Source organism: Dyadobacter chenwenxiniae, from assembly GCF_022869785.1.
GTDB classification, from domain to species: Bacteria; Bacteroidota; Bacteroidia; order Cytophagales; family Spirosomataceae; genus Dyadobacter; species Dyadobacter chenwenxiniae.
In genome coordinates this window covers 5211191-5231463 of the sequence record NZ_CP094997.1, presented here as the reverse complement: position 1 = coordinate 5231463, position 20273 = coordinate 5211191, and the positions used below count along the sequence as shown (strand labels likewise).

The following is a 20273-nucleotide window of genomic DNA, read 5'->3' as shown; positions in this document are numbered from 1 at the left end:
GCCAGGAAAATGGTGGCATAATTTTGATAACGTATATTGATAAATTAAAAACAAACAACCAATGAAACATTTACTGACAGCCACACTTGTTTTTGCTTCCTTAATCGGATTCGCGCAGGTGCCCAAGGGCGCATGGAAATCCCAGGAGCCAACCGGAAGCGCATCAACGCTCATTGTTGCGGATAATTACCTCGTTATTGCTTCCTATAGTATTGGTAATAAATATTTCGAGAGAACAGAAGGCGGGCCGTTTACAATAAATGGCGACCAGATGACTTATACACCGGAATTCAATTCTGCGGACTCATTAAAGATTGGTATACCTATCGTATTTACAGTGACTGTGAAGGATGATATTCTGACATTAAAATATGAGGAAGCCATGGTGTGGATGCGTGTGGACGACGCAACTTCTTCACCAATGGCGGGCGCATGGCACATTACCGAGAAGGCCGGTGAGCAAGGGGAGCTCGTTAAGATTCATCAGGAAGGAACCCGGAAAACACTGAAATTACTATCTGCGACCAGATTTCAATGGTTCGCAATCGATCCAGCGGTTAAGGGCTTTTATGCAACAGGTGGTGGTACTTACACGGTTAAAGATGGAAAGTACACAGAGAAAATCCAGTTCTTCTCCAAGAATAACAATCGCGTAGGGGCATCGTTGTCATTTAATCACAAATTGGAAAACGGCCGCTGGGACCATAGCGGGAAAAGCAGCGACGGAAAACCCGTTCACGAGATTTGGGAAAAGATCCAATAAGCCATTCCGAGAAGCTATAATTTAGATTTATTCAAAATAATTTTTTTGCATTTGTTTGAATCATTCTAAATAGCGATTACATTTGTTACAGATTAATTGCAAACGATGAGCGCTTTTACATTGAATGATCCTGCGGACTGTGCAGTTGGAGAAGTAACTTGGATGAAATCATTCAGCGGGAATACCGAATGTGTGTTCAAAAAGTGCTGTGAAAAATATAAAAAGAAAGGTAAACACTGTAAAAAGTGCCCTAAAAAATAATAACTGCGGGATCTGAAAAGAGCCCAAACAGTTCATGGTGAATAATTGTAAGAGAGGGAATGCCGTGAAGCGTTCCCTTTTCTATGTCTAATGTTTTCTAGATTTTACGCTTCAGTTCAAAATTTTGGCCTAGGTAAACGCGCCTTACCACTTCGTCCTCTGCCAACTCCTCCGCACTTCCTTGTTTTAATATTTTTCCTTCAAACAACAAATAAGCGCGATCTGTAATGGAAAGCGTCTCATTTACATTGTGATCGGTGATGAGGATGCCAATATTTTTGTGTTTCAATTTGGCAACAATGCTCTGAATGTCCTCCACCGCAATCGGGTCAACGCCGGCGAATGGTTCGTCTAGCAGAATAAATTTAGGGTCTACTGCGAGCGAACGGGCGATTTCTGTCCGGCGGCGTTCACCTCCCGATAGCACCATTCCTTTGCTTTTGCGTACGTGTGTCAGGTGAAATTCTTCGAGAAGCTCTTCCACTTTTTGTTTCTGGTCGTGGCGGGATAAGTCGGTCATTTCCAGCACAGCACGAATGTTCTCCTCCACAGTTAGTGACCGGAAAACAGAAGCTTCCTGCGCCAGATAGCCCAGCCCCAGGCGCGCGCGCTTGTACATAGGAAGGCTTGTAATGTCCTTATCGTCCAGGAAAACTTTTCCGCTATTGGGTTTCACCAATCCTACGGCCATGTAAAAAGAGGTGGTTTTACCGGCACCATTCGGGCCCAGCAAACCTACAATTTCGCCCTGCTCAACCTGATAGCTTACATTATTGTTGACAAGACGAACCCCGTATTTTTTTACAAGGTTTTCGGTTCTTAGTATCATCGTTTTATTTCTATTTCAAATCTGAGAGGGAATCCCGCTCACAGCAGTTTAATGTCTTTCAAAGACAGTTGTAACGTTTTTTTATCGCGGAAGTTATTTTCTTCCAGGCAGTAGGCAATCGAAAACGGCCTTCCGTTAATCAAATCAGGATAAAAGTGCGCCATACCAAACCCGATGGCCGTAAATACTCCTGAATTATTTTGCTTTACATCGAATTTGAGGTGCTTCTCTTTCATGATCGTAGGCCGCCCTGCGAGTGAAACATTGCGGGATTCGAAGATCGGTGTCATGTTTCCGGGACCAAAAGGGCCCATTTGCCTGAGAATGTTGTAAAACTTAGGCGTAATCAATTCCAGTTCCAAAAGCATATCAATGTTGATCATCGGGATCAGCTGATCCGGCAAGATTCGGCTGCTTACAATGTCGTTGAAACGCGTTTTGAATGCTTCTACATTTTGTAAAGGCAAAGTTAGCCCGGCCGCAAACGTGTGCCCTCCATATTGTTCCAAAAGATCCGCACATTCCTCAATGGCTTCATATACATCAAAACCAGGAACCGACCGCGCCGATCCCGCTGCTTTTCCGTGTGACTGGGTTAATATAATGGTAGGACGGTGGTATTTTTCAATGCACCGGCTAGCCACAATCCCGATCACGCCTTTGTGCCAGTCTTCCTTATATAACACAGTGCTTTTCGCAGTCGTAAACCAGTCGTCGTTTTCGATCATGAAAAGTGCCTGTTCCGTAATGCTGGTATCGAAAGTTCTTCGCTCGCTGTTATGTTTGTTAATTTCCTGAGCAAAATCGGCTGCTTCTTCATGCTCTTCACAAAGTAAAAGCCTCACCGCTTCTTTTGCATGTTTGATCCTGCCAGCCGCATTGATCCGAGGGCCCAAACCGAAAACAACATTTGTAATGTCCAGCACACCATTAAGCCCGGCGATCTCGATCAGCGCCTTAACACCGCACCTTGGCGCAGCATTTAATCTTTGTAAACCATAATAAGCCAAAATCCGGTTTTCGCCCGTAATGGGCACAATATCCGAAGCAATGCTGATCACCAGCAGATCCAGCTGATCGAACAAACCTGCGGGATCAATTTCATTATCGAGGCAGAATGCCTGCAGCAATTTGAATCCTACACCGCAGCCAGTCAGTTCTTTGTATGGATATTCGCAATCGTCCCTTTTGGGGTCGAGCACTGCAATGGCTGGCGGTAATTCAGAACCCGGGCGATGGTGATCGCAGATGATGAAGTCGATGCCTCTTTCCTTTGCAGCAGTCACTTTGTCCACTGATTTGACCCCGCAATCCAATGTTACGATCAGTGAAAAGCCGTTTTCATGCGCCCAGTCAATGCTTTGCCAGGAAACGCCGTAACCTTCTTCGTAGCGGTCGGGAATGTAGTAATCAAGATTTGGGTAAATTTTCTTCAAAAAACCGTAGAACAATGCGACGGAAGTGGTGCCGTCCACATCATAATCTCCATAGACCAATATTTTCTCACCATTTCTGATGGCGTCATTGAGCCTGCTAACAGCCGCATACATGTCCTTCATTAAAAACGGATCATGCAAATGCGAAAGGTCAGGGCGGAAGAAGGTTCGGGATTGTTCAAAATCAAGGATTCCGCGTTGCACTAAAAGGGTTGCGAGCGAAGGGCTTACTTTTAACGATTCAGCCAGTTCCAGGACAATGTGTGTTTGTTCAGGGGTAAATTCAGGGTTGTGTATCCAGCGCTTTTCAATCATGAAACAAAGATAATCGGATTCTGTGATGCGCGTATCAAAATCTATTCTCGTGCCGCACAATCAGGAAAAGCTAATTGAAAGGTCTTATCTTTGCAAGCAATTAACATTCTTTAAGATAAATGCCGCGTCTTTTGGCTATTGATTACGGTGCCAAACGCACCGGTATTGCTGTCACAGATCCCTTACAGATCATTGCAACTGCCCTGGATACGGTCAGGACGCATGATCTAACGGAGTTTTTGAAAAAATACGCAGCCATTGAGCCGATCGAAGCATTTGTAGTAGGAATGCCCAAGAGACTTGATAACACTGAGAGCGAAAATGCAGCCCGGGTAACCGCATTTATCAAAGTCTTGAAAAAAACATTTCCGGAAATCCCGGTGCACACACACGATGAAAGGTTCACTTCATCCATGGCCTTGCAATCCATGATTGCGTCAGGATCAAAAAAGAGCGACCGGCGGGAAAAGGGCAACATTGATAAAATAAGTGCCACGATCATTCTTCAGTCATATATGGAAGGCAGAAGATAAGCAGGCATATAAATAGGTACATTATATTAAAACGAATAAAGAAGCATTACAATGATTTATCCCATCGTAGCATACGGAGATCCGATCCTGAGGAAAGCCACCCAATTCATAGAAAAAGACCAGCTTGATCTGAAAAAACTTTCGGAAGATATGTTTGAGACCATGCATGGTGCGAATGGGGTAGGGTTGGCGGCACCGCAGATCGGCATGAATATCCGTGTTTTCGTAGTGGACGCAACGCCGTTCAGTGAAAAAGATGACGAGGACGACGACGAGCCGGATCTTTCATTGGTTGATTTCAAAAAAACATTCATTAATCCTGAAATCCTGGAAGAGGATGGCAAGGAATGGGCGTTTGAAGAAGGCTGTCTGAGTATTCCAGGCATCCGCGGTGATGTATATCGTCCCGAACGCGTCAAAATCCGTTACCGGGATACGGATTGGAATGAATATACCGAAGAATATACAGGAATGGCCGCCCGAATCATTCAGCACGAATATGACCATTTATTAGGCAAACTCTTCGTGGATTATCTGCCAACATTGAAAAAGCAGTTTATCAAAAAGAAACTGGCCGACATTACAAAAGGAAATGTAGACGCAGATTACCGCATGCGTTTTCCAGGACGGAAATAATTGTGAATGAGTGAATGGGCATGGCTTCGTTGCTGACAAATTTATTCACTCATTAAGTTTTGTCTTCATTATTCACTCATCCACTCATCCACTCATTCACTCATTAAAGCTCTCACCATGCATGCAGCCCAGCAAACGCAAACATTAGCGGTCGCTTTAATTCAAACCGACCTGTTTTGGGAAGATGCAACTGCGAACCTCGCGTCACTGGAAGAAAAAATAGCCGGACTGAGTGAGCCGGCTGATATCATTGTTTTGCCCGAAATGTTTAATTCCGGATTTACAATGAACACTGCCGCGGCCGAGCCTATGAATTACACCACCACGCGCTGGATGAAGCAAATGGCTGTAAAAAACAAAGCCCTGATCGTAGGAAGCATTGCAGTGAAAGAGGAAGGCAAATACTACAACCGCCTGATGTGCGTCGACCCCGATGGCTCCTATACATTTAATGATAAGAAACACCTTTTTAGCTTCGGACAAGAGGATCTTACTTATACGCCCGGGAAATCTAGGCTGATCATTGACTACAAAGGCTGGAAAATCTGCCCGCTGGTTTGCTATGATCTTCGTTTTCCGGTGTGGAGCCCGCAACATTGCTTCCGATCCTTATGACCTTCTTATATATGTAGCAAACTGGCCCGCCAGGCGCGCACATGCCTGGAATACATTATTAAGGGCCCGTGCGATTGAAAACCAGAGTTATGTAGTTGGGGGTAAACCGCATTGGTTCTGATCCTAATGGGCTTACTTACCAGGGAGATTCCGTTGCGCTCGATTATTTGGGCGAACCGCTGAGCATGTTGACTAATGCTGAAACCGAGAAGATCATCACTTTCAGCAAAGCGGACCTGCATGAATATCGCATCGTATTTCCAGCATTGGCCGATGCGGATGAGTTTCAGATAAAGTGGTGACAGGAGGGACAAAGTGTCCTATTCGTTACTCAATTACTTTGGGGACCATTATATAGGACGTGTTTTTAGCAGGTGCATTGGCAAGCGCCTCTTCACGGCTCAGTGAATTTACGCCTACATCTTCACGCCAGTTATTGACTTCACTAAGGATATGAGTCAGAGGTTCGACGCCCTCGGTATCCACTTCATTCAGCTGCTCCATCCATGTCAAAACGGAGTCCATGCTCTTGAGAATGCCCTCTTCTTCCTCCGGTTTTATTTCTAAACGCGCCAGGTGGGCTATTTTTTTAAGAGACTCCTTGTCGATTTTCATGATGTTATGAATTTGTTAAGTTACCGTTGGGGATTAAAACGGATGTCAAAATTACCTGATTTTTGCGACTCTATTTTCCCTGGTGGCAAATTATTCAGAAAGGTGTGGGAAGCATTACCGAAGCCGGTCTCTTGTTTCTGTTGTTTTAGTAAAATTTGCCGTGCAGCGTAAAATGTGGGTTATCCGAATTTTAAAATTGTTGTTTAGCTAATAGTAGGAGAAAAATAATATTTGCTTTTCTAAGGGATTGTTGAAATATTTTGAAATACAACAGGGCACTTTGAAAAACATGTTAGCAGAGATTATTGTAAAGAGTACAATTATGTATAAATTTGAATCTGGGTTGCATATGATTCTTAATCAGCACAAAATCTAGAATAATTAAGAAAATTGAATGTCCGGGTTTCTTTAAAATATGCAATTTCTACGGGCTATGTCAAAAATTCTGAGAAAAAAACTGACGAAATGCTTGCTTTTTTTTAAAAGGAAAACTCATACTTTTGTAGAAGGCTATTATCCAAAACGCGGTCAAAATTTTATTTTACCAAATCCAGTTTTAACCAAAAGTTTTATTTAATTCACAACCAAAATCTCAATTTAACCTTTAAAAGTAAGTCTGATGGAAAAGAAAGCTACAAGTCCGGCACCAGCTCCCAAGCCTGCTGCGGCAGCAACAAAAGGCAAAGGCGGTTTGAACCCGGCATTGGTAATCCCTCTATTATTTGCGATTGCATTAGTTGTTTACATTTTCGTGTTAGGAGCTCCCGAGCACTTTAAAGATGGCGATCACGCAAAAGGCCCAATCGATGGTGATTACTACGGAATCGTTTACAAAGGAGGTCCTATCGTACCAATTTTGATGACTTGTTTCCTGATCGTGTTAACATTTACAATCGAGCGTTTGATCACTTTGAACAAAGCGCAAGGTTCTGGAAGCATCGATTCATTCGTTGTGAAGCTGAGAGGTCTTCTTGACAAAAACCAAATCGAAGAAGCAATTAAAGAATGTGACAGACAAAAAGGTTCTGTTGGTAATGTTATCAAAGCAGGACTTCTTAAATATAAGCAGTTGACTACTGAGACTGCCCTTGACAAAGAGCAAAAACTTGCAGCGCTTCAGAAGGAAATCGAAGAAGCTACAACGCTTGAACTTCCTATGTTGCAGAAAAACCTTACCATTATCGCAACACTTGCGGGTGCATCTACACTTCTTGCACTTCTTGGAACGGTAATCGGTATGATTAAAGCGTTCGCGGCACTTGGTACATCAGGTTCTCCTGACTCAGCTGCACTTGCAACAGGTATCTCTGAGGCCCTTATTAATACGGCACTTGGTATCGGTACTTCTGCAATCGCTACTATCTCATACGCTTACTTGAACAGCCGTGTTGACGACCTTACTTATAGCATTGATGAAATCGGCCTAAGCCTTCAATCAAACTTTGCTACACATTATTAATAGTTTTTTGAACTATTAATATGGAAGTTTCGTTAATATACAAAAAACTTATATATTTGCTATGGGAAAGGTAAGACCTAAGAAGCATGCGCCGCATACGGATATGACAGCGATGACTGACGTAGCGTTCTTACTATTGACGTTCTTTATCATGACGGCAACTTTTAAGTCGAATGAAGCGGAGATTACAACCCCCTCTTCCATTTCGCAGATTAAAGTTCCGGATGATCACATTATGGTCATTAGTATTGACAAGGCGGGCAAAGTATTCTTTGGAGTAGATGCAAAACCAGTGAGAGCAGCAATGCTTGAAAACATTGGCCAGTCAAAAGGAATCACTTTCACTGAGACTGAAAAAGCAAAGTTTGCATTGCAGACAAGCTTTGGATTTCCTTTGAATCAGTTGAAACCCTGGTTGAATATGTCAAAAGAGCAAATGCCGAATGTGAAACAGCCTGGTATTCCAGTTGATTCCACAGGAGCAAGCGAGTTGGCTGACTGGGTTTATGCTGCACGTAAGGCGGATAATCAGTTGAGAATTGCCTTAAAAGGTGATAATCTATCGAAGTTTCCGGTTTTCAAAGATGTTTTGTCTAATCTACAGTCGCAGAATATCAACAAGTTCAACCTGATTACAGGTAGCGAACAAGCGCCTGCCGGCTACACAAACGATTAGTTATAATACAAGGGATCATTTTAATTAGAAGAGAAAATGGCAGCAATTGAAGAATCGGGCGGTGGGCACGGCAAAGGTGACGGTAAGGTTCGGGCCAAGAAGATGTCCACTCGCGTGGACATGACTCCAATGGTGGACTTGGGATTCTTGCTTATCACGTTTTTCATGCTAGCAACGACAATGTCGAAACCGACATCCATGACGTTGGCTGTGCCTGATAAAACGGATGAGAAAGACCAGGAAAAAACTGAACCGTTGAAAGCGTCGAAAGTGTTGACCCTGTTTATGGGAGCCAACGACGATGTATATTATCTTGACGGAATTGCGGCAGATGATGATAAAGCAGTAGCATCTATGAAAACAACTCGTTACGGGTTCGATCTTAGAAGTGTTATTTTCGCTTCTGCAAAACGCATCAATGCTGCGAACCCAAAAGATGAGAAAGGAAACGATCCTTTTGTTGTGGTAATTAAGCCAACCCCAGTATCAACCTATAAGAACATGGTTGATGTATTGGATGAAATGGCGATTACCAAATCAAAGAGATATGCACTTGTGGAGACTTTGACAGATTCAGAGAAGAAGCTCTTAGGTGATAAAATCGTAGCTAAATAATTATTAATCAAATCAAATTCAAAGCGCCATGGCAGAAATAGGCCCGAATGCTACACTGGATGATATAGTGTTTGCTGATCGCAATAAGGCGTACGGAGCATTTTCACTTCGTCAGGGATATCGTGCTGATGTGACGAAGGCTACTTTGATCGGAGCTGTTCTTTTTGTTCTTGCAATGTTTACACCGTCAATTATTAATAAATTGTCGGCTGGCGAGGAAGAAGAAGTAGCAATGGTTGAAGTGGATTTAATGAAGATACCACCGCCGCCAATTGACCCGGCAGAACCGCCGCCACCACCACCACCACCGGTTGAACAACCTAAGGTGAACACGGTGAAGTTCTTGCCTCCCGAGGTAAAAAAGGATGAAGAAGTACCTGAAGAGGTGCCGCCACCAACAGTAGAAGAAATCAAGGAAGCTGTTGTTGCGGATAAAACAATCGAGGGAGATCCTAATGCGAACGAGATCATTGTGGCTCCGGAAGCAGTAGCAGCACCAAGCAAAGGAACAGTTGTAGAAGCAGCGCCAGAACCGGAAAAGGTTTTTACCGTTGTAGAACAGCAACCTGAGTTCCCAGGTGGTACGGCTGAAATGTACAAGTATTTAGGTAAAAATATCAAATACCCAAGTGCAGCTTCACGTGCCAACGTTTCAGGAAGGGTGTTTATGTCGTTCGTAGTAAATACGGATGGAAGTATCCAGGATGTAGCTGTTTTGAAAGGACTTGGTTTTGGTTGCGATGAAGAAGCTATCCGTGTTGTGAAAGCAATGCCGAAGTGGAAACCAGGTAAGCAATCAGGACGTGCGGTTCGTGTTAAGTACAACCTGCCAATCAATTTCCAACTGGAGTAACTCATGAGGGAAAAACCATTGCATGAGAAGATCGGTGATCTAACCTCTGTGTTAATGGCTCTGACATACATAGGAGGAGGGGTCTTTTTAGTCCTCTCCTCCTTGTCTTTTAGGTTGTTACCTGTTGGTAGTCTGGCAAGAAATGCTTTCGCTGGCACACTTATTTTGTACGGAGCTTATAGAGGTTACAGGGTTTGGAGAAGGAGAAATCAAAAAGAACTATGAAATTTTGGTCAGCCGGAATAATGCTCGGCACAACGGTAGCGTTTCTGAGCTTACTAGGTTGCGGCGATTCTGATGGTGATCTTGATAACCCCAGGCAGGGAACGATTACAGTTGCCTCGGACGAATCATTCAAACCATTGGTGGATGCACTTACAAATGCATATGAAGGTATTTATCCGAATACGCACTTCAAATTGAATTACAAGCCAGAGCAAGAGGCGATCCGGCAGTTTTTACAGGACAGTGCTCGGATCATCTTTTCGACCAGACAGCTGAATGACAAGGAGTTGGAGATCATTAAGAAACAGAAGGGGTCTCACAAGTTTCAGCATATCGCAACAGACGGCCTTGCATTGGTTATTAGTAAAGCAAATGCGGATAGTCTCATTACAATACCGGAAATTAGGGCGATCCTGGAAGGCAAGATCACTGACTGGTCTCAGTTGAAAGGCGGAAATCAGAAAGGCTTAATTACATTGGTTTTTGATAATGCCAATGCAAGCAACCTTAATTTCGTTCTTAACAAATTTGGAATAACTGATATTCAACGTTTGCGTATAATTTCATCAGGTTCCAATGAAAATGTAATAAATGATGTAAAGTCCAACCCACTTCACCTCGGGTTTATTGGTGTGAATTGGATTAGCGACGGACATTCGCTGGCATCGGAGGAACTTTCAAAGGGAATCCACGTGATGGGTGTTGCGCAAAAAGCAAATCCCGACTCGATATCCAGCTACATTCAGCCTTTTCAGGGCGGGTTGGAATTTAAAAGATATCCGCTCCACCGGGAATTATATATCATCAGCCGTGAAGGATATTCTGGTTTGGGGGGAGGACTAATGACTTACATCGCACGGGATGTGGGAGGTTTGATAATCCAGAAAATGGGTTTATTGCCGAAAGTAATGTACCCGAGGGAGCTTGAAATAACCACCGGGAAGAATTTTTAATAAGTGTAATACAACTATAAGATTTGGGACTTGTTATTGGAAAGCCAAATTTTTTATCATTATTTTAACCGGGTAAAAAATGAACAGAAACATGAGAATGAAATTAGTAGCACTGGTAATTGGTTTATTAGCGTTTGTTAATTTACACGCACAAACGACGCAGGATGGCTTGGCATTGATCAACGGCGAGCGTTACAATGAAGCGGGCGATTTATTTAAGAAACTCGCAGAAACGACGCCTTCTGCCGATAACCAATATTATCTTGGTTATTACTATATAAAAACCAATCAACTGGACGAAGCGCAGAAAGCCTTTGATAAAGGTCTGACGCTGGATGATAAATCCTATTTAAACAAAGTAGGTCAGGGAACAGTAGCTCTTGCAAAAGGAGAAAAAGCAAAAGCGAAAGAGCTTTTCGACGAAGCTGAGAAGAAAAAGAAAAAGGATGCAGAGGTTCTCTTCAGAATTGGCGAGGCTTACACGCTTTTTGAAAAAAATAGCGATCCCGCCGAGGCGATCAGACTATTGGACGAGGCAGTTAAGAGAGACAAAAATCTTGCTGATGCTTATCTGGCAAAAGGAGACGCTCTTATGCTTCGCAACGAAGGCGGTGCAGCAGTAACGGCTTATGAATATGCATTAACAGCAAAGCCGAACTATGCAACAGCTCACAATGCGATCGGATCGATCTACCTGCGCGGTAAAAATTATAACCTGGCACTTGAGAATTACAAAAAGGCAATTGAAGCAGATCCTAACTTTGCTCCGGCATACAAGGACCTTGCTGAATTGTACTTCTTAGCTCAGAAATTTAAACAAGCGGCGGAAAACTTCGATTTGTATATCCAGAAAAGCGGAACTACGGATCCTGAAATGAAGTTGCGTGCTGCTCAGTTTGCATTTACAGCGGACGATTATGCAAAATCATTGCAATTGCTGGAAGAGATCAAAGGAAAGATCAATAACCCGATCACATTGCGTATGTATGGCTGGTCTTATTTCAAGACTAACAAACCTGACGAAGCAATTCAAAACTTAACGGAGTTCTTAAAAGTTGCTCCTGAAAAAGTGATTGGAGAGGACTACAAATATTTGGGTCGTGCTTACAATCAAAAGGTAACAGACGGTTCAGGTTATGATTCGACTGGTGTTGCTTATATATTGAAAGGTGCTGACATGGATACCAGCAAAGCAGAGGCTGCAACGGCATACAAAGAAGTGGCGGCATTGTACTACGCTGCTAAGGATTTCCCTAACGCTGCTGCGACTTTTGAAAAAGGTATCGCATTGGATACTGCAAAAGCTAGTGCCAACGATTACTACTACACTGGGTTGTCTAACTTCCAGATGGCAACAGCGAAAGTGCTTCCAATGCCGGCAGATTCTAACTATGCAGACAGCGCTAAAATTGCTGGCGAAAGACGTGCATTGTTCCTAAAAGCAGATTCAATATTTGCAACTGTAACGCAGAAACTTCCTGAATGGCCATATGGATACTATTGGAGAGCAAGTACGCTTTACAATGCATATGACAGACAAGAAAACGTTGACAAAGGCATTTCTCAGCCTTACTATTTGAAATTGACTGAACTTGCTGAAAAGGATCCAGATCCAAGCAAATACAAGTCATACTTGAAACTGGCATACAGCTATCTTGCCTTCCACGCTCAGACTACTTTGAAAGATGAGGCAAAAGCGAAGGAGTATTGGGAAAAGCTTTTAAAAGTAGATCCGGATAATGTATCAGCCAAAGAAGCATTAGGAATGGCTACTCCTACAGCGGAAACACAGCCTGCGGCTGGCGCAAAAGCCGGTGCAAAAACTAAGACTGCAGCGACACCGAAGAAAAAATAATTCGGTAGGTTATAACGAAAGAAGCCGCTTGGATATCCAGGCGGCTTCTTTCGTTATAAAATCTAAAAATTTTCTAGCCCAGTGATGAAAGGCGTGCAAAACAAGTATTAAGTACTGGCAAATGTATCGTTCCGTAATTATCGTAACACCATTGTCTTAACCGTTTCACCTCGGCAGGCATCAACATTCGGATTGCTTTTCTGAGTTCTTTTTCAAACAATCTGCGGTCGAAGCTAACTTTTTGCAGAATAATTTTTATGTATTCAAGCATCGAGGCCATAGTATTATGTAGTTTTGTGGTTTAGGGACGTGAATAAATTTTATAGGAATCAAGCCAAAAACATCAGATCGGGGCAATTCTTAATAAAGTTAACGAAAATATTTAATGAAATTATATGCCTTATTAAATATTATTTTGTGTTTTTCTGGTACGCTTGTCGCCCAGACTATCAATGACGCCTCCACCATTGAGTTAGGCTCCAAAAACCTAACGCTTGACCAGCCCTTTTTAATATCTGTAGTGTTGCGTGACGCGGAAACCCGGCCAGCCGTCATCTTTCCTGAAATCAACGGTCTTGAAAAGCGGAGCAAATCGGCTACCAGCGCCATCAGCACAGTTGACGGGAAAAAAGTGGTTATACAAACCATTACGCAGGAATACTTCGCAACCAAGCCCGGAAATTACCTGATTCCGGAATTCACCATTACAGTAAGCAGCCTTAAATTGAAATCAGACGAGACAATGGTTGTCTTTTCACAGTCGGCAGGCACAGAAGGCACCGTTTCGGCACGTTTAAGCCCAACATTTGATGCAGACTTGGAAGATACAGGCGACGGGATTTTTCTTTCCGTACAAACCGATAAAAAAGCCATTTACATCAGAGAGGGCTTCGCGCTCCGGATTTCGCTTTACATTGCCGAAAATGCGCCGGTACAAATGGAATTTTACCGTTTCAACGAGCAGCTGCAATCCATTTTAAAAAAATTAAGACCCACGAACTGCTGGGAAGAGAACGTAGGCATTGAAGAAATTGTAAAACGCAAGGTTAACATTAAGGGCCGTCGCTACACCGAATATAATATGTATCAGGCGCGGCTCTTCCCTATAACGACGGAGGACATTGTTTTTCCCTCCATCGCATTGCAAATGCTTGTCATTGATAACAGTAAGGCAGTGAATGTTGAACGGAGGGTTATTAAATCTTTCCGATCCAACAAGGTTACAATTTCTGTTCGCCAGCTGCCCGATCATCCGCTTCGGGACCAGGTGGCTGTTGGGCAGTATAATTTAAGGGAAAGTTTGTCCGCCAAGCTGGTTTATCCTGGTGAAAGTGTTCGTTACATGTTCAAAGTAGAGGGTGTTGGTAACATTGCAGCCATTCCCGCGCCCACTATCCAGACCAGTTCAACATTCGATATTTATTCACCGGAACGTAGTCAGATCATTAAAAGGAGCTATCAAAGTGTGATTGGGGAGCAAACTTTCGATTACTTTGTTGTGCCAAGAAAGGATGGTGAGTTTCCTTTGGGAAGGTATTTTCAATGGGTGTATTTCAATTTGGGAAAAGCCCGATATGATACACTGAGATCCTCTAAAATGCTAACCGTGAAAGGAGAGGATTATAAGCTCGCCAATTTGTCTTTAAGCGGCTCTTCAGGGTTGTATGATAACCTGGAAAGCCTCGATAGCAGTAAAGATTCAATAGATTATAAAAAGATTTTAAAAGACACCACCAACGGCATTGTCATCCTGCTGCTGATAGCAATGGTTTGGGTATTCAGAAAATAAAATTAATGGGAAGTACATACGGTAAGATTTTCAAAATAGCCACGTTCGGCGAATCGCATGGTGCCGGAATCGGTGTCATTATAGAAGGATGCCCTGCGGGCGTAAATTTCGATTCCGATTTTATTCAAAGTGAACTGACGAGGCGAAAGCCAGGCCAATCAAGAATTACGACACAACGTAAAGAGGCGGACGAATTTGAAGTGCTTTCAGGAGTTTTTGAAGGCAAAACAACCGGAACACCTATTGCGTTAATTATTAGAAATGAAGATCAGCGCAGCAAGGATTATTCACACATTGCTGCCCAATTCCGTCCTTCTCACGCAGATTACACCTATCAGGTGAAATATGGCGTGCGGGATTACAGGGGAGGGGGCAGAAGTTCAGCAAGAGAAACGGCCGCAAGGGTTGCAGCTGGCGCGCTGGCGAAACTGCTTCTGGCTGATCTGGGTGTGAACATTCAGTCTTATGTTTCACAGGTTGGAATATTAAAGCTGGAAAAATCTTATCAGGAGCTCGATTTGACATTAACAGAAAGCAATGCTGTGCGTTGTCCTGATCCTGAAATGGCGCAGCAAATGTTCGATTATATTGATTCGGTCAGAAAGCGGGGCGATTCAGTCGGAGGCGTTGTGAATTGCGTGATTACAGGCGTTCCGGCCGGGTGGGGCGAGCCCGTGTTTGACAAACTGCACGCAGAGATGGGAAAAGCGATGTTAAGCATTAACGCGGTGAAAGGGTTCGAGTACGGAAGCGGTTTTGAAGGCGTAACATTGCTCGGCTCGCAGCATAATGATGCTTTTTATATAGATGATGAAGAAAGAGTGCATACGCGCACAAACCATTCCGGTGGAGTTCAGGGTGGCATCTCCAATGGCGAAGACATTTATTTCCGCGTAGCATTTAAGCCGGTGGCAACCATTATGCAAGATCAGGAAAGCATTGATCAGCATGGGGACGTTGCTATTGTTCAGGGTAAAGGCCGTCACGACCCTTGTGTGGTCCCACGCGCCGTTCCTATTGTGGAAGCGATGGCAGCATTGGTTTTAGCCGATTTTTACCTTCGAAACCGTTCCAGCAAAGTCTAGATCTTATTGCGTTTGCGCCTTTGATTCAGGCTTAAAACGAGCCAAATTGTTCCCAGGAATTCAATGGCCAGTGCGGTGAGGATAATGGGATTGCTGAATTTGGGTTGATCTGATCTAAGTGAGGCACCGACCGCGAGCAGGAGCATGCCGGTTAACAGAATGAGTACAGCGTTTCTCAGGCTAAGTTTCACTGACGATATCGTTGGTTCAACAATAGAATTCCATCGAATGGACATTCCTACTCCAATTTAGAAATTCTCTTACAACTTACAAACAAAAAAGGGCTCCCAGGAGCCCTTTTTTACTGCATTTTCAATTAAATAACCTGTGTCTTACCAGGAACCGCAACCGGATAAAGTCCGTCTGGACCTGGAAGGATTTTTGGAGAAGCATCCCAGGCCAATTTGTCCGGGAACAGATTGATATCTGAATTGAACGCCTCATCCCATTTAATCATCTTGCCTGAATATGTGGCCATACGACCCATAATGGCTGTCATTGTGCTTTTTGCACCGTTTTCAGCATCAGCGAATTTGTACTCGCCTTTCGCGATAGCAGCAAACAGTTCGTCGTGTTCAACCTGATATGGGTTTTTATCACCTTTATCGTCGTGCTGGTAAATTACGCCGCCTTTGTAGTCTTTCAATATGGTTTTCTTGCCATCAAAGCTATCAATGCGTCCTTTTGTTCCTACAAAAGCCTCATCCACTTTATTCCAGGTGCCTTCAAACTGGCGGCATTGGCTTGAAATAGTGGTTCCGTCAGCGTAAACAAGATCCAATGTATGGTGATCGAAAATCTCTCCATAAGCCTTTCCAGTACGAACTGTGCGACCGCCGGTTCCCTGAATTGAAACAGGATAACCTTTTTTCACCCAGTTAGCCACGTCAATGTTGTGCACGTGCTGCTCTGAAATGTGGTCACCGCAAAGCCAGTTGAAATAATACCAGTTTCTCATTTGATATTCCATTTCAGTCTGGTTTGGCTGGCGCTCTTTCATCCAGGGGCTGCTACCAACCCAGTAAACTTGTCCGCCTACTATATCGCCAATTGCTCCATCATGAATGCGCTTGATGGCAGCCAGGTAATTAGCCTGATAATGGCGTTGCAGACCTACAACAACATTAAGCTTCTTTTTCTTAGCTTCTTCGGCTACTTCAAGCACTTTACGAATCCCCGGCGCATCCGTAGCAACCGGTTTTTCCATGAAAATATGCTTGTTATTTTTCACGGCCTCTTCAAAATGCGAAGGACGGAAGCCCGGAGGTGTTGCCAGGATCACAACATCCACGTCTTTCAAAGCGATGGCTTTTTTGAATGCATCAAATCCTACGAACTTGCGGTCCTCAGGCACATCCACTTTCAGTTTCGTGTCTACCACCGTTCCTGCCGCATTCTTGTATTTCTTGGCAGTCAGGTTTTTGTATGATTCATCCAGACGGTCTTTAAAAGCATCCGCCATCGCAACGATCTGCACATTCTGCGTAGTGCTCAACGCCTGCGCGGCAGCACCTGTTCCTCTTCCGCCACAACCAATAAGAGCGACTTTAATCGTCTCGTCCACCGCACTGTTAAAGCCGTATCCGCGGACCGGATTCAGCATTGCACCGCCAGCAAACAAGCCCGATGCTTTTAGAAAATCACGTCTATTTTGTTCCATTACCTTTATGTTAAGAGTTTAAATATGATCTCAATAATCTTCAATCAATTTTGGGCTGTAATAAGCATTAATTTCCTCCTGAGAAGGTTGTTTCACCGGTCTGACCACTCTGAAACCAACAAACGATGCACTTGTCATCCACCATTCGCTTTTAGGAAGCTGCGGATCCAGGATCTTCCATTCGGCTTTTGACGCTGTCCGTGCTGCGCTGCGCAAGTCGGCAGGCTCGTCATCCCATGAACCGCCACGTACCGCTGTTGGATAAAGCTCCGTAACCGGCGCATATTTTTCTCCCGCAGGTTGTTTGGCATAATAATCCGGAATGTATTGATCCAATGTCCATTCCATCACATTTCCGTGCATATCGTGCAATCCGAAAGCATTTGGCTTTTTCAAACCGATCTTTTTATAAGCGGCGTCGCTATTTTTGCGATGCCACGCGTATTCATCCAGTTTAGATTCGTCAGCTCCAAATGAGTAGGCGGTTTTTGACCCTGCCCGGCAAGCGTATTCCCACTCAGCCTCAGTTGGTAATCTGTAAAAAATACCTGTTTTCTCATAAAGCCATTTGCAAAAATGAATCGCTGCATACTGCGTCATGTTGATTGCCGGGTAACCGGATCTTCCCATACCAAACGACATATCTACATAGGGAGGGCTGGGGCGGGTGCTTGCGTCGGTTTTCTGAACGCTTTTGTCAGGATCCGGGTGGCGTGCTGCCATTTCCTTTTCCATGTTTTTGAAGGCATAGAGATCGTAAATGTCCCAAACTACTTCTGTTTTGCCCATCCAGAAGGGCTCGATTTTTACTTTGTGCTGAGGGCCTTCATCCGGTCTGCGACCTTTTTCGGAATCCGGGCTTCCCATTAAGAACTCGCCGCCGGGAATCGCGACCATGTCGTAGACTTGCGGGCTACCTCCTATTTTTTGGGTGTAATTCTTAAAATTTGCGTCTTGTGCTACTGCGTTAAAACAAATGAAAACGGTTGAGAATAGGAATAAAAATTGCTTGGACATGATTTAAAATGTGTTCTATGGAACCATATAACTAAATATAAAGGGCAATATTATGCTATTTACCCTTTCAAAACGAATTTTTTCTTTGTTGTTTGAGATCTGTCCTACCTTTGTAGGAATTGAATTTTACTTTGGATCATGAATTACCTTTCAGCAGAAAATATAGCAAAGTCATTTGGCGATCAATGGCTTTTTAAAAACATCAATTTTGGAATCAGCAGGGGCGATAAGGTTGCGCTCATCGGAACGAATGGAACGGGCAAGACCACTTTCCTGAACATTCTAACGGGTAAAATTCCGGCGGACGAAGGAGAAGTAAGCATTCGCAAAGACATTCGGGTGGGTTATCTGGATCAAAGCCCGGCTTTTGATGAAAGCCTTACGGTCCTTGATGTGATTTTTTCTTCCAATAATCCTGTCGCACAAGTTGTTAAGCGCTACGAGCATGCCATTGAAACCGATAACCACGACGAGCTTTCGGAGGTGATGGAAGATATGGACAAGTTTAATGCCTGGGATTTTGAATACAGGACCAAAGAAATCCTGGGACGCCTGGGCATTCACCACACTGAAAACCTTTTTGGAACATTGTCAGGAGGCCAGCGCAAGCGGGTTGCTATGGCGAAGGTTTTGCTGGAAGATCCTGATTTGCTAATCCTGGATGAACCAACCAACCATTTGGATCTGGACACGGTTGAATGGCTTGAAAATTACCTGAATACGTCCAATACGACTCTTTTAGTAGTTACCCACGACCGGTATTTCCTCGACACGGTTTGTAATCAAATGCTCGAACTGGATCATGGCTCGGCTTATCCTTATAAAGGAAATTACACTTACTTCCTGGAAAAAAAGGCTGAAAGGGAAGAAATGGAAGCTGCCGGCATTGATAAAGCTCGAAACTTAATGCGTAAGGAGCTCGACTGGATCCGCCGACAACCTAAGGCACGCGGAACAAAAGCGAAATATCGTGTCGATGCATTTGAAGAATTGAAGGAAAAGGCAAGCCAGAAGAAGTTTGACACACAAATGGAATTGAATGTCCGGACTTCGAGGCTGGGCAGCAAGATCATCGAGTTGGAAAATGTAAGCAAAGGTTTTGGAGAGAGGCAGTTGATCAAAAACTTTGAATATACATTCAGAAAGGGCGACCGCATTGGCATTGTCGGCCAAAATGGGATGGGCAAGTCGACGCTCCTGAATATGATTACGGGTGAATTAATGCCTGATAAAGGTCAGATCGTAAAAGGCGAAACGGTTCAGTTTGGTTACTATAAGCAGTCAGACCTTGTTTTCAATGAGAACCAGCGGGTGATTGATATTGTAAAGGATGTTGCAGAAGTGGTGCAATTGGGGACCGGCGAGACGGTTACGGTTGGGCATTTGTTACAGGCTTTCCTGTTTTCGCCTTCCAAACAATATGATTTTATTTCCAAACTAAGCGGCGGAGAGAAACGGAGGTTGCAGTTGCTTCTGATATTGATCAAGCAACCCAACTTCCTGATCCTCGATGAGCCAACGAATGATCTCGACATTGCAAGTTTGAATGTTCTGGAAGAGTTCTTATTGAATTTTCCTGGCTGTCTGGTGATCGTTTCCCACGATAGATATTTCCTCGACAGGCTCGTTCAGCACATTTTTGTATTTGAAGGAGAAGGTAAGATCAGCGATTTTCCAGGAAATTATACCGAGCTCCGTGAGTATCAGGATGAACAGGAAGCAGAGAAAAAGGCTTCCGGAAGCAATGGTAATGCGGGGAAAAGCAACACAACGCACGTTATTCAACCAGTTAAGGAAACAGTGACGCCCTTAGCGGCAACTCCTGCTGCGCCAGCCACACCAAAACGTAAGTTGAGCTATAAAGAGCAGAAGGAAATGGAGCAGCTTGAAGCCGACATTGCCAAAATGGAAGAACAGAAGGGTGTTTTAGTTAAAAAACTGAATGATGGCGGTTCACACGCAGAACTTGCTCAGTGGTCGAAGCAGATTGAGGAATTGACCGAAAGTCAGGCAGACAAGGAGATGCGTTGGCTTGAACTATCCGAAAATGCTTAAATTTGGCAGCATTGCGATCCTCTGTTCC

General features: G+C 43.8%; 21 protein-coding genes. 14 read left to right on the top strand and 7 right to left on the bottom strand.

Annotated features, from left to right (window positions below):
• The first annotated feature begins 61 nt into the window (after nt 1–61).
• Nucleotides 62–763 (top strand): DUF4488 domain-containing protein, encoded by a 702-nt coding sequence (locus tag MUK70_RS22330; RefSeq protein ID WP_234655206.1) that lies wholly within the window; start codon nt 62–64, stop codon nt 761–763.
• Nucleotides 764–1121: 358 nt separating this feature from the next.
• Here MUK70_RS22330 and lptB read toward each other — a convergent pair whose 3' ends face one another.
• Nucleotides 1122–1853 carry an LPS export ABC transporter ATP-binding protein gene (gene lptB / locus MUK70_RS22325; RefSeq protein WP_234603148.1) on the bottom strand — a complete coding sequence of 244 codons (732 nt, stop codon included), beginning with the start codon at nt 1851–1853 and terminating at the stop codon, nt 1122–1124.
• A 38-nt stretch (nt 1854–1891) separates the two neighbouring features.
• A complete protein-coding gene (recJ, locus tag MUK70_RS22320) occupies nt 1892–3604 on the bottom strand; it encodes a single-stranded-DNA-specific exonuclease RecJ (protein ID WP_234655205.1) in 1713 nt (570 codons plus the stop codon).
• 119 nt (nt 3605–3723) lie between these two features.
• Here recJ and ruvX point away from each other — a divergent pair, with 119 nt between their 5' ends.
• The 4 genes from ruvX to MUK70_RS30985 all read left to right on the top strand — a co-directional run bounded on the left by ruvX (nt 3724) and on the right by MUK70_RS30985 (nt 5690).
• A complete protein-coding gene (gene ruvX, locus MUK70_RS22315) occupies nt 3724–4137 on the top strand; it encodes a Holliday junction resolvase RuvX (RefSeq protein WP_234655204.1) in 414 nt (137 codons plus the stop codon).
• Between the two features lie 51 nt (nt 4138–4188).
• The gene (def, locus tag MUK70_RS22310; RefSeq protein ID WP_234655203.1) at nt 4189–4773 is read left to right on the top strand and encodes a peptide deformylase; all 585 of its coding nucleotides are present in this window, start codon (nt 4189–4191) and stop codon (nt 4771–4773) included.
• A gap of 117 nt (nt 4774–4890) precedes the next feature.
• Entirely contained in the window at nt 4891–5388 is a 498-nt protein-coding gene (locus MUK70_RS30990; protein WP_310590012.1) for a nitrilase-related carbon-nitrogen hydrolase, read from the top strand.
• A gap of 95 nt (nt 5389–5483) precedes the next feature.
• Nucleotides 5484–5690: a carbon-nitrogen hydrolase family protein gene (locus tag MUK70_RS30985; RefSeq protein ID WP_310590011.1), complete on the top strand. Its 207-nt coding sequence runs from the start codon at nt 5484–5486 to the stop codon at nt 5688–5690.
• Nucleotides 5691–5715: 25 nt separating this feature from the next.
• On the opposite strand, the gene gatC is transcribed toward MUK70_RS30985, so the two are convergent.
• Entirely contained in the window at nt 5716–6003 is a 288-nt protein-coding gene (gene gatC, locus MUK70_RS22300; RefSeq protein WP_234603141.1) for an Asp-tRNA(Asn)/Glu-tRNA(Gln) amidotransferase subunit GatC, read from the bottom strand.
• A gap of 619 nt (nt 6004–6622) precedes the next feature.
• Between gatC and MUK70_RS22295 the strand changes: the two genes are divergently transcribed.
• The 6 genes from MUK70_RS22295 to MUK70_RS22270 all read left to right on the top strand — a co-directional run bounded on the left by MUK70_RS22295 (nt 6623) and on the right by MUK70_RS22270 (nt 12639).
• Complete coding sequence (locus MUK70_RS22295; RefSeq protein WP_234655201.1) at nt 6623–7462, top strand: MotA/TolQ/ExbB proton channel family protein; 840 nt, start codon at nt 6623–6625, stop codon at nt 7460–7462.
• 61 nt (nt 7463–7523) lie between these two features.
• The gene (locus tag MUK70_RS22290; protein ID WP_234655200.1) at nt 7524–8138 is read left to right on the top strand and encodes an ExbD/TolR family protein; all 615 of its coding nucleotides are present in this window, start codon (nt 7524–7526) and stop codon (nt 8136–8138) included.
• A 36-nt stretch (nt 8139–8174) separates the two neighbouring features.
• Entirely contained in the window at nt 8175–8753 is a 579-nt protein-coding gene (locus MUK70_RS22285; protein WP_234655199.1) for an ExbD/TolR family protein, read from the top strand.
• 28 nt (nt 8754–8781) lie between these two features.
• Nucleotides 8782–9606: an energy transducer TonB gene (locus tag MUK70_RS22280; protein ID WP_234603137.1), complete on the top strand. Its 825-nt coding sequence runs from the start codon at nt 8782–8784 to the stop codon at nt 9604–9606.
• A 221-nt stretch (nt 9607–9827) separates the two neighbouring features.
• A complete protein-coding gene (locus MUK70_RS22275) occupies nt 9828–10784 on the top strand; it encodes a PstS family phosphate ABC transporter substrate-binding protein (protein WP_234655198.1) in 957 nt (318 codons plus the stop codon).
• A gap of 97 nt (nt 10785–10881) precedes the next feature.
• Nucleotides 10882–12639 carry a tetratricopeptide repeat protein gene (locus MUK70_RS22270; protein ID WP_244784495.1) on the top strand — a complete coding sequence of 586 codons (1758 nt, stop codon included), beginning with the start codon at nt 10882–10884 and terminating at the stop codon, nt 12637–12639.
• A 73-nt stretch (nt 12640–12712) separates the two neighbouring features.
• On the opposite strand, the gene MUK70_RS22265 is transcribed toward MUK70_RS22270, so the two are convergent.
• Nucleotides 12713–12919, bottom strand: a complete 207-nt coding sequence (locus tag MUK70_RS22265) for a hypothetical protein (protein ID WP_234603131.1) — start codon at nt 12917–12919, stop codon at nt 12713–12715.
• Nucleotides 12920–13024: 105 nt separating this feature from the next.
• On the opposite strand from MUK70_RS22265, the gene MUK70_RS22260 reads away from it, so the two are divergent.
• Nucleotides 13025–14428: a BatD family protein gene (locus MUK70_RS22260; RefSeq protein ID WP_234655196.1), complete on the top strand. Its 1404-nt coding sequence runs from the start codon at nt 13025–13027 to the stop codon at nt 14426–14428.
• A 5-nt stretch (nt 14429–14433) separates the two neighbouring features.
• Complete coding sequence (gene aroC / locus MUK70_RS22255; RefSeq protein ID WP_234655195.1) at nt 14434–15513, top strand: chorismate synthase; 1080 nt, start codon at nt 14434–14436, stop codon at nt 15511–15513.
• Here the strand turns inward: aroC and MUK70_RS22250 are convergent.
• From MUK70_RS22250 to MUK70_RS22240, 3 genes are all read right to left on the bottom strand, one after another.
• Entirely contained in the window at nt 15510–15749 is a 240-nt protein-coding gene (locus tag MUK70_RS22250; protein ID WP_234655194.1) for a hypothetical protein, read from the bottom strand. The two genes, aroC and MUK70_RS22250, sit on opposite strands and share 4 nt — an antisense overlap.
• Nucleotides 15750–15829: 80 nt before the next feature.
• Nucleotides 15830–17173 (bottom strand): Gfo/Idh/MocA family protein, encoded by a 1344-nt coding sequence (locus tag MUK70_RS22245; RefSeq protein WP_234603126.1) that lies wholly within the window; start codon nt 17171–17173, stop codon nt 15830–15832.
• A 30-nt stretch (nt 17174–17203) separates the two neighbouring features.
• The gene (locus MUK70_RS22240; RefSeq protein ID WP_234655193.1) at nt 17204–18190 is read right to left on the bottom strand and encodes a formylglycine-generating enzyme family protein; all 987 of its coding nucleotides are present in this window, start codon (nt 18188–18190) and stop codon (nt 17204–17206) included.
• Nucleotides 18191–18328: 138 nt separating this feature from the next.
• Between MUK70_RS22240 and MUK70_RS22235 the strand changes: the two genes are divergently transcribed.
• The gene (locus MUK70_RS22235; RefSeq protein ID WP_234655192.1) at nt 18329–20245 is read left to right on the top strand and encodes an ABC-F family ATP-binding cassette domain-containing protein; all 1917 of its coding nucleotides are present in this window, start codon (nt 18329–18331) and stop codon (nt 20243–20245) included.
• Nucleotides 20246–20273 lie beyond the last annotated feature (28 nt).

Bases quoted from the DNA above. Each gene is read 5' to 3' on its own strand.
- def (WP_234655203.1), top strand. From the start codon at position 4,189: ATGATTTATCCCATCGTAGCATACGGAGATCCGATCCTGAGGAAAGCC.
- MUK70_RS22250 (WP_234655194.1), bottom strand. From the start codon at position 15,749: ATGTCCATTCGATGGAATTCTATTGTTGAACCAACGATATCGTCAGTG.
- aroC (WP_234655195.1), top strand. From the start codon at position 14,434: ATGGGAAGTACATACGGTAAGATTTTCAAAATAGCCACGTTCGGCGAA.
- MUK70_RS22270 (WP_244784495.1), top strand. From the start codon at position 10,882: ATGAAATTAGTAGCACTGGTAATTGGTTTATTAGCGTTTGTTAATTTA.
- MUK70_RS30990 (WP_310590012.1), top strand. From the start codon at position 4,891: ATGCATGCAGCCCAGCAAACGCAAACATTAGCGGTCGCTTTAATTCAA.
- MUK70_RS22280 (WP_234603137.1), top strand. From the start codon at position 8,782: ATGGCAGAAATAGGCCCGAATGCTACACTGGATGATATAGTGTTTGCT.
- MUK70_RS22265 (WP_234603131.1), bottom strand. From the start codon at position 12,919: ATGGCCTCGATGCTTGAATACATAAAAATTATTCTGCAAAAAGTTAGC.
- MUK70_RS22240 (WP_234655193.1), bottom strand. From the start codon at position 18,190: ATGTCCAAGCAATTTTTATTCCTATTCTCAACCGTTTTCATTTGTTTT.
- lptB (WP_234603148.1), bottom strand. From the start codon at position 1,853: ATGATACTAAGAACCGAAAACCTTGTAAAAAAATACGGGGTTCGTCTT.
- MUK70_RS22235 (WP_234655192.1), top strand. From the start codon at position 18,329: ATGAATTACCTTTCAGCAGAAAATATAGCAAAGTCATTTGGCGATCAA.
- MUK70_RS22330 (WP_234655206.1), top strand. From the start codon at position 62: ATGAAACATTTACTGACAGCCACACTTGTTTTTGCTTCCTTAATCGGA.
- MUK70_RS22285 (WP_234655199.1), top strand. From the start codon at position 8,175: ATGGCAGCAATTGAAGAATCGGGCGGTGGGCACGGCAAAGGTGACGGT.
- MUK70_RS22245 (WP_234603126.1), bottom strand. From the start codon at position 17,173: ATGGAACAAAATAGACGTGATTTTCTAAAAGCATCGGGCTTGTTTGCT.
- MUK70_RS22290 (WP_234655200.1), top strand. From the start codon at position 7,524: ATGGGAAAGGTAAGACCTAAGAAGCATGCGCCGCATACGGATATGACA.
- recJ (WP_234655205.1), bottom strand. From the start codon at position 3,604: ATGATTGAAAAGCGCTGGATACACAACCCTGAATTTACCCCTGAACAA.
- MUK70_RS22260 (WP_234655196.1), top strand. From the start codon at position 13,025: ATGAAATTATATGCCTTATTAAATATTATTTTGTGTTTTTCTGGTACG.
- MUK70_RS22275 (WP_234655198.1), top strand. From the start codon at position 9,828: ATGAAATTTTGGTCAGCCGGAATAATGCTCGGCACAACGGTAGCGTTT.
- MUK70_RS22295 (WP_234655201.1), top strand. From the start codon at position 6,623: ATGGAAAAGAAAGCTACAAGTCCGGCACCAGCTCCCAAGCCTGCTGCG.
- gatC (WP_234603141.1), bottom strand. From the start codon at position 6,003: ATGAAAATCGACAAGGAGTCTCTTAAAAAAATAGCCCACCTGGCGCGT.
- ruvX (WP_234655204.1), top strand. From the start codon at position 3,724: ATGCCGCGTCTTTTGGCTATTGATTACGGTGCCAAACGCACCGGTATT.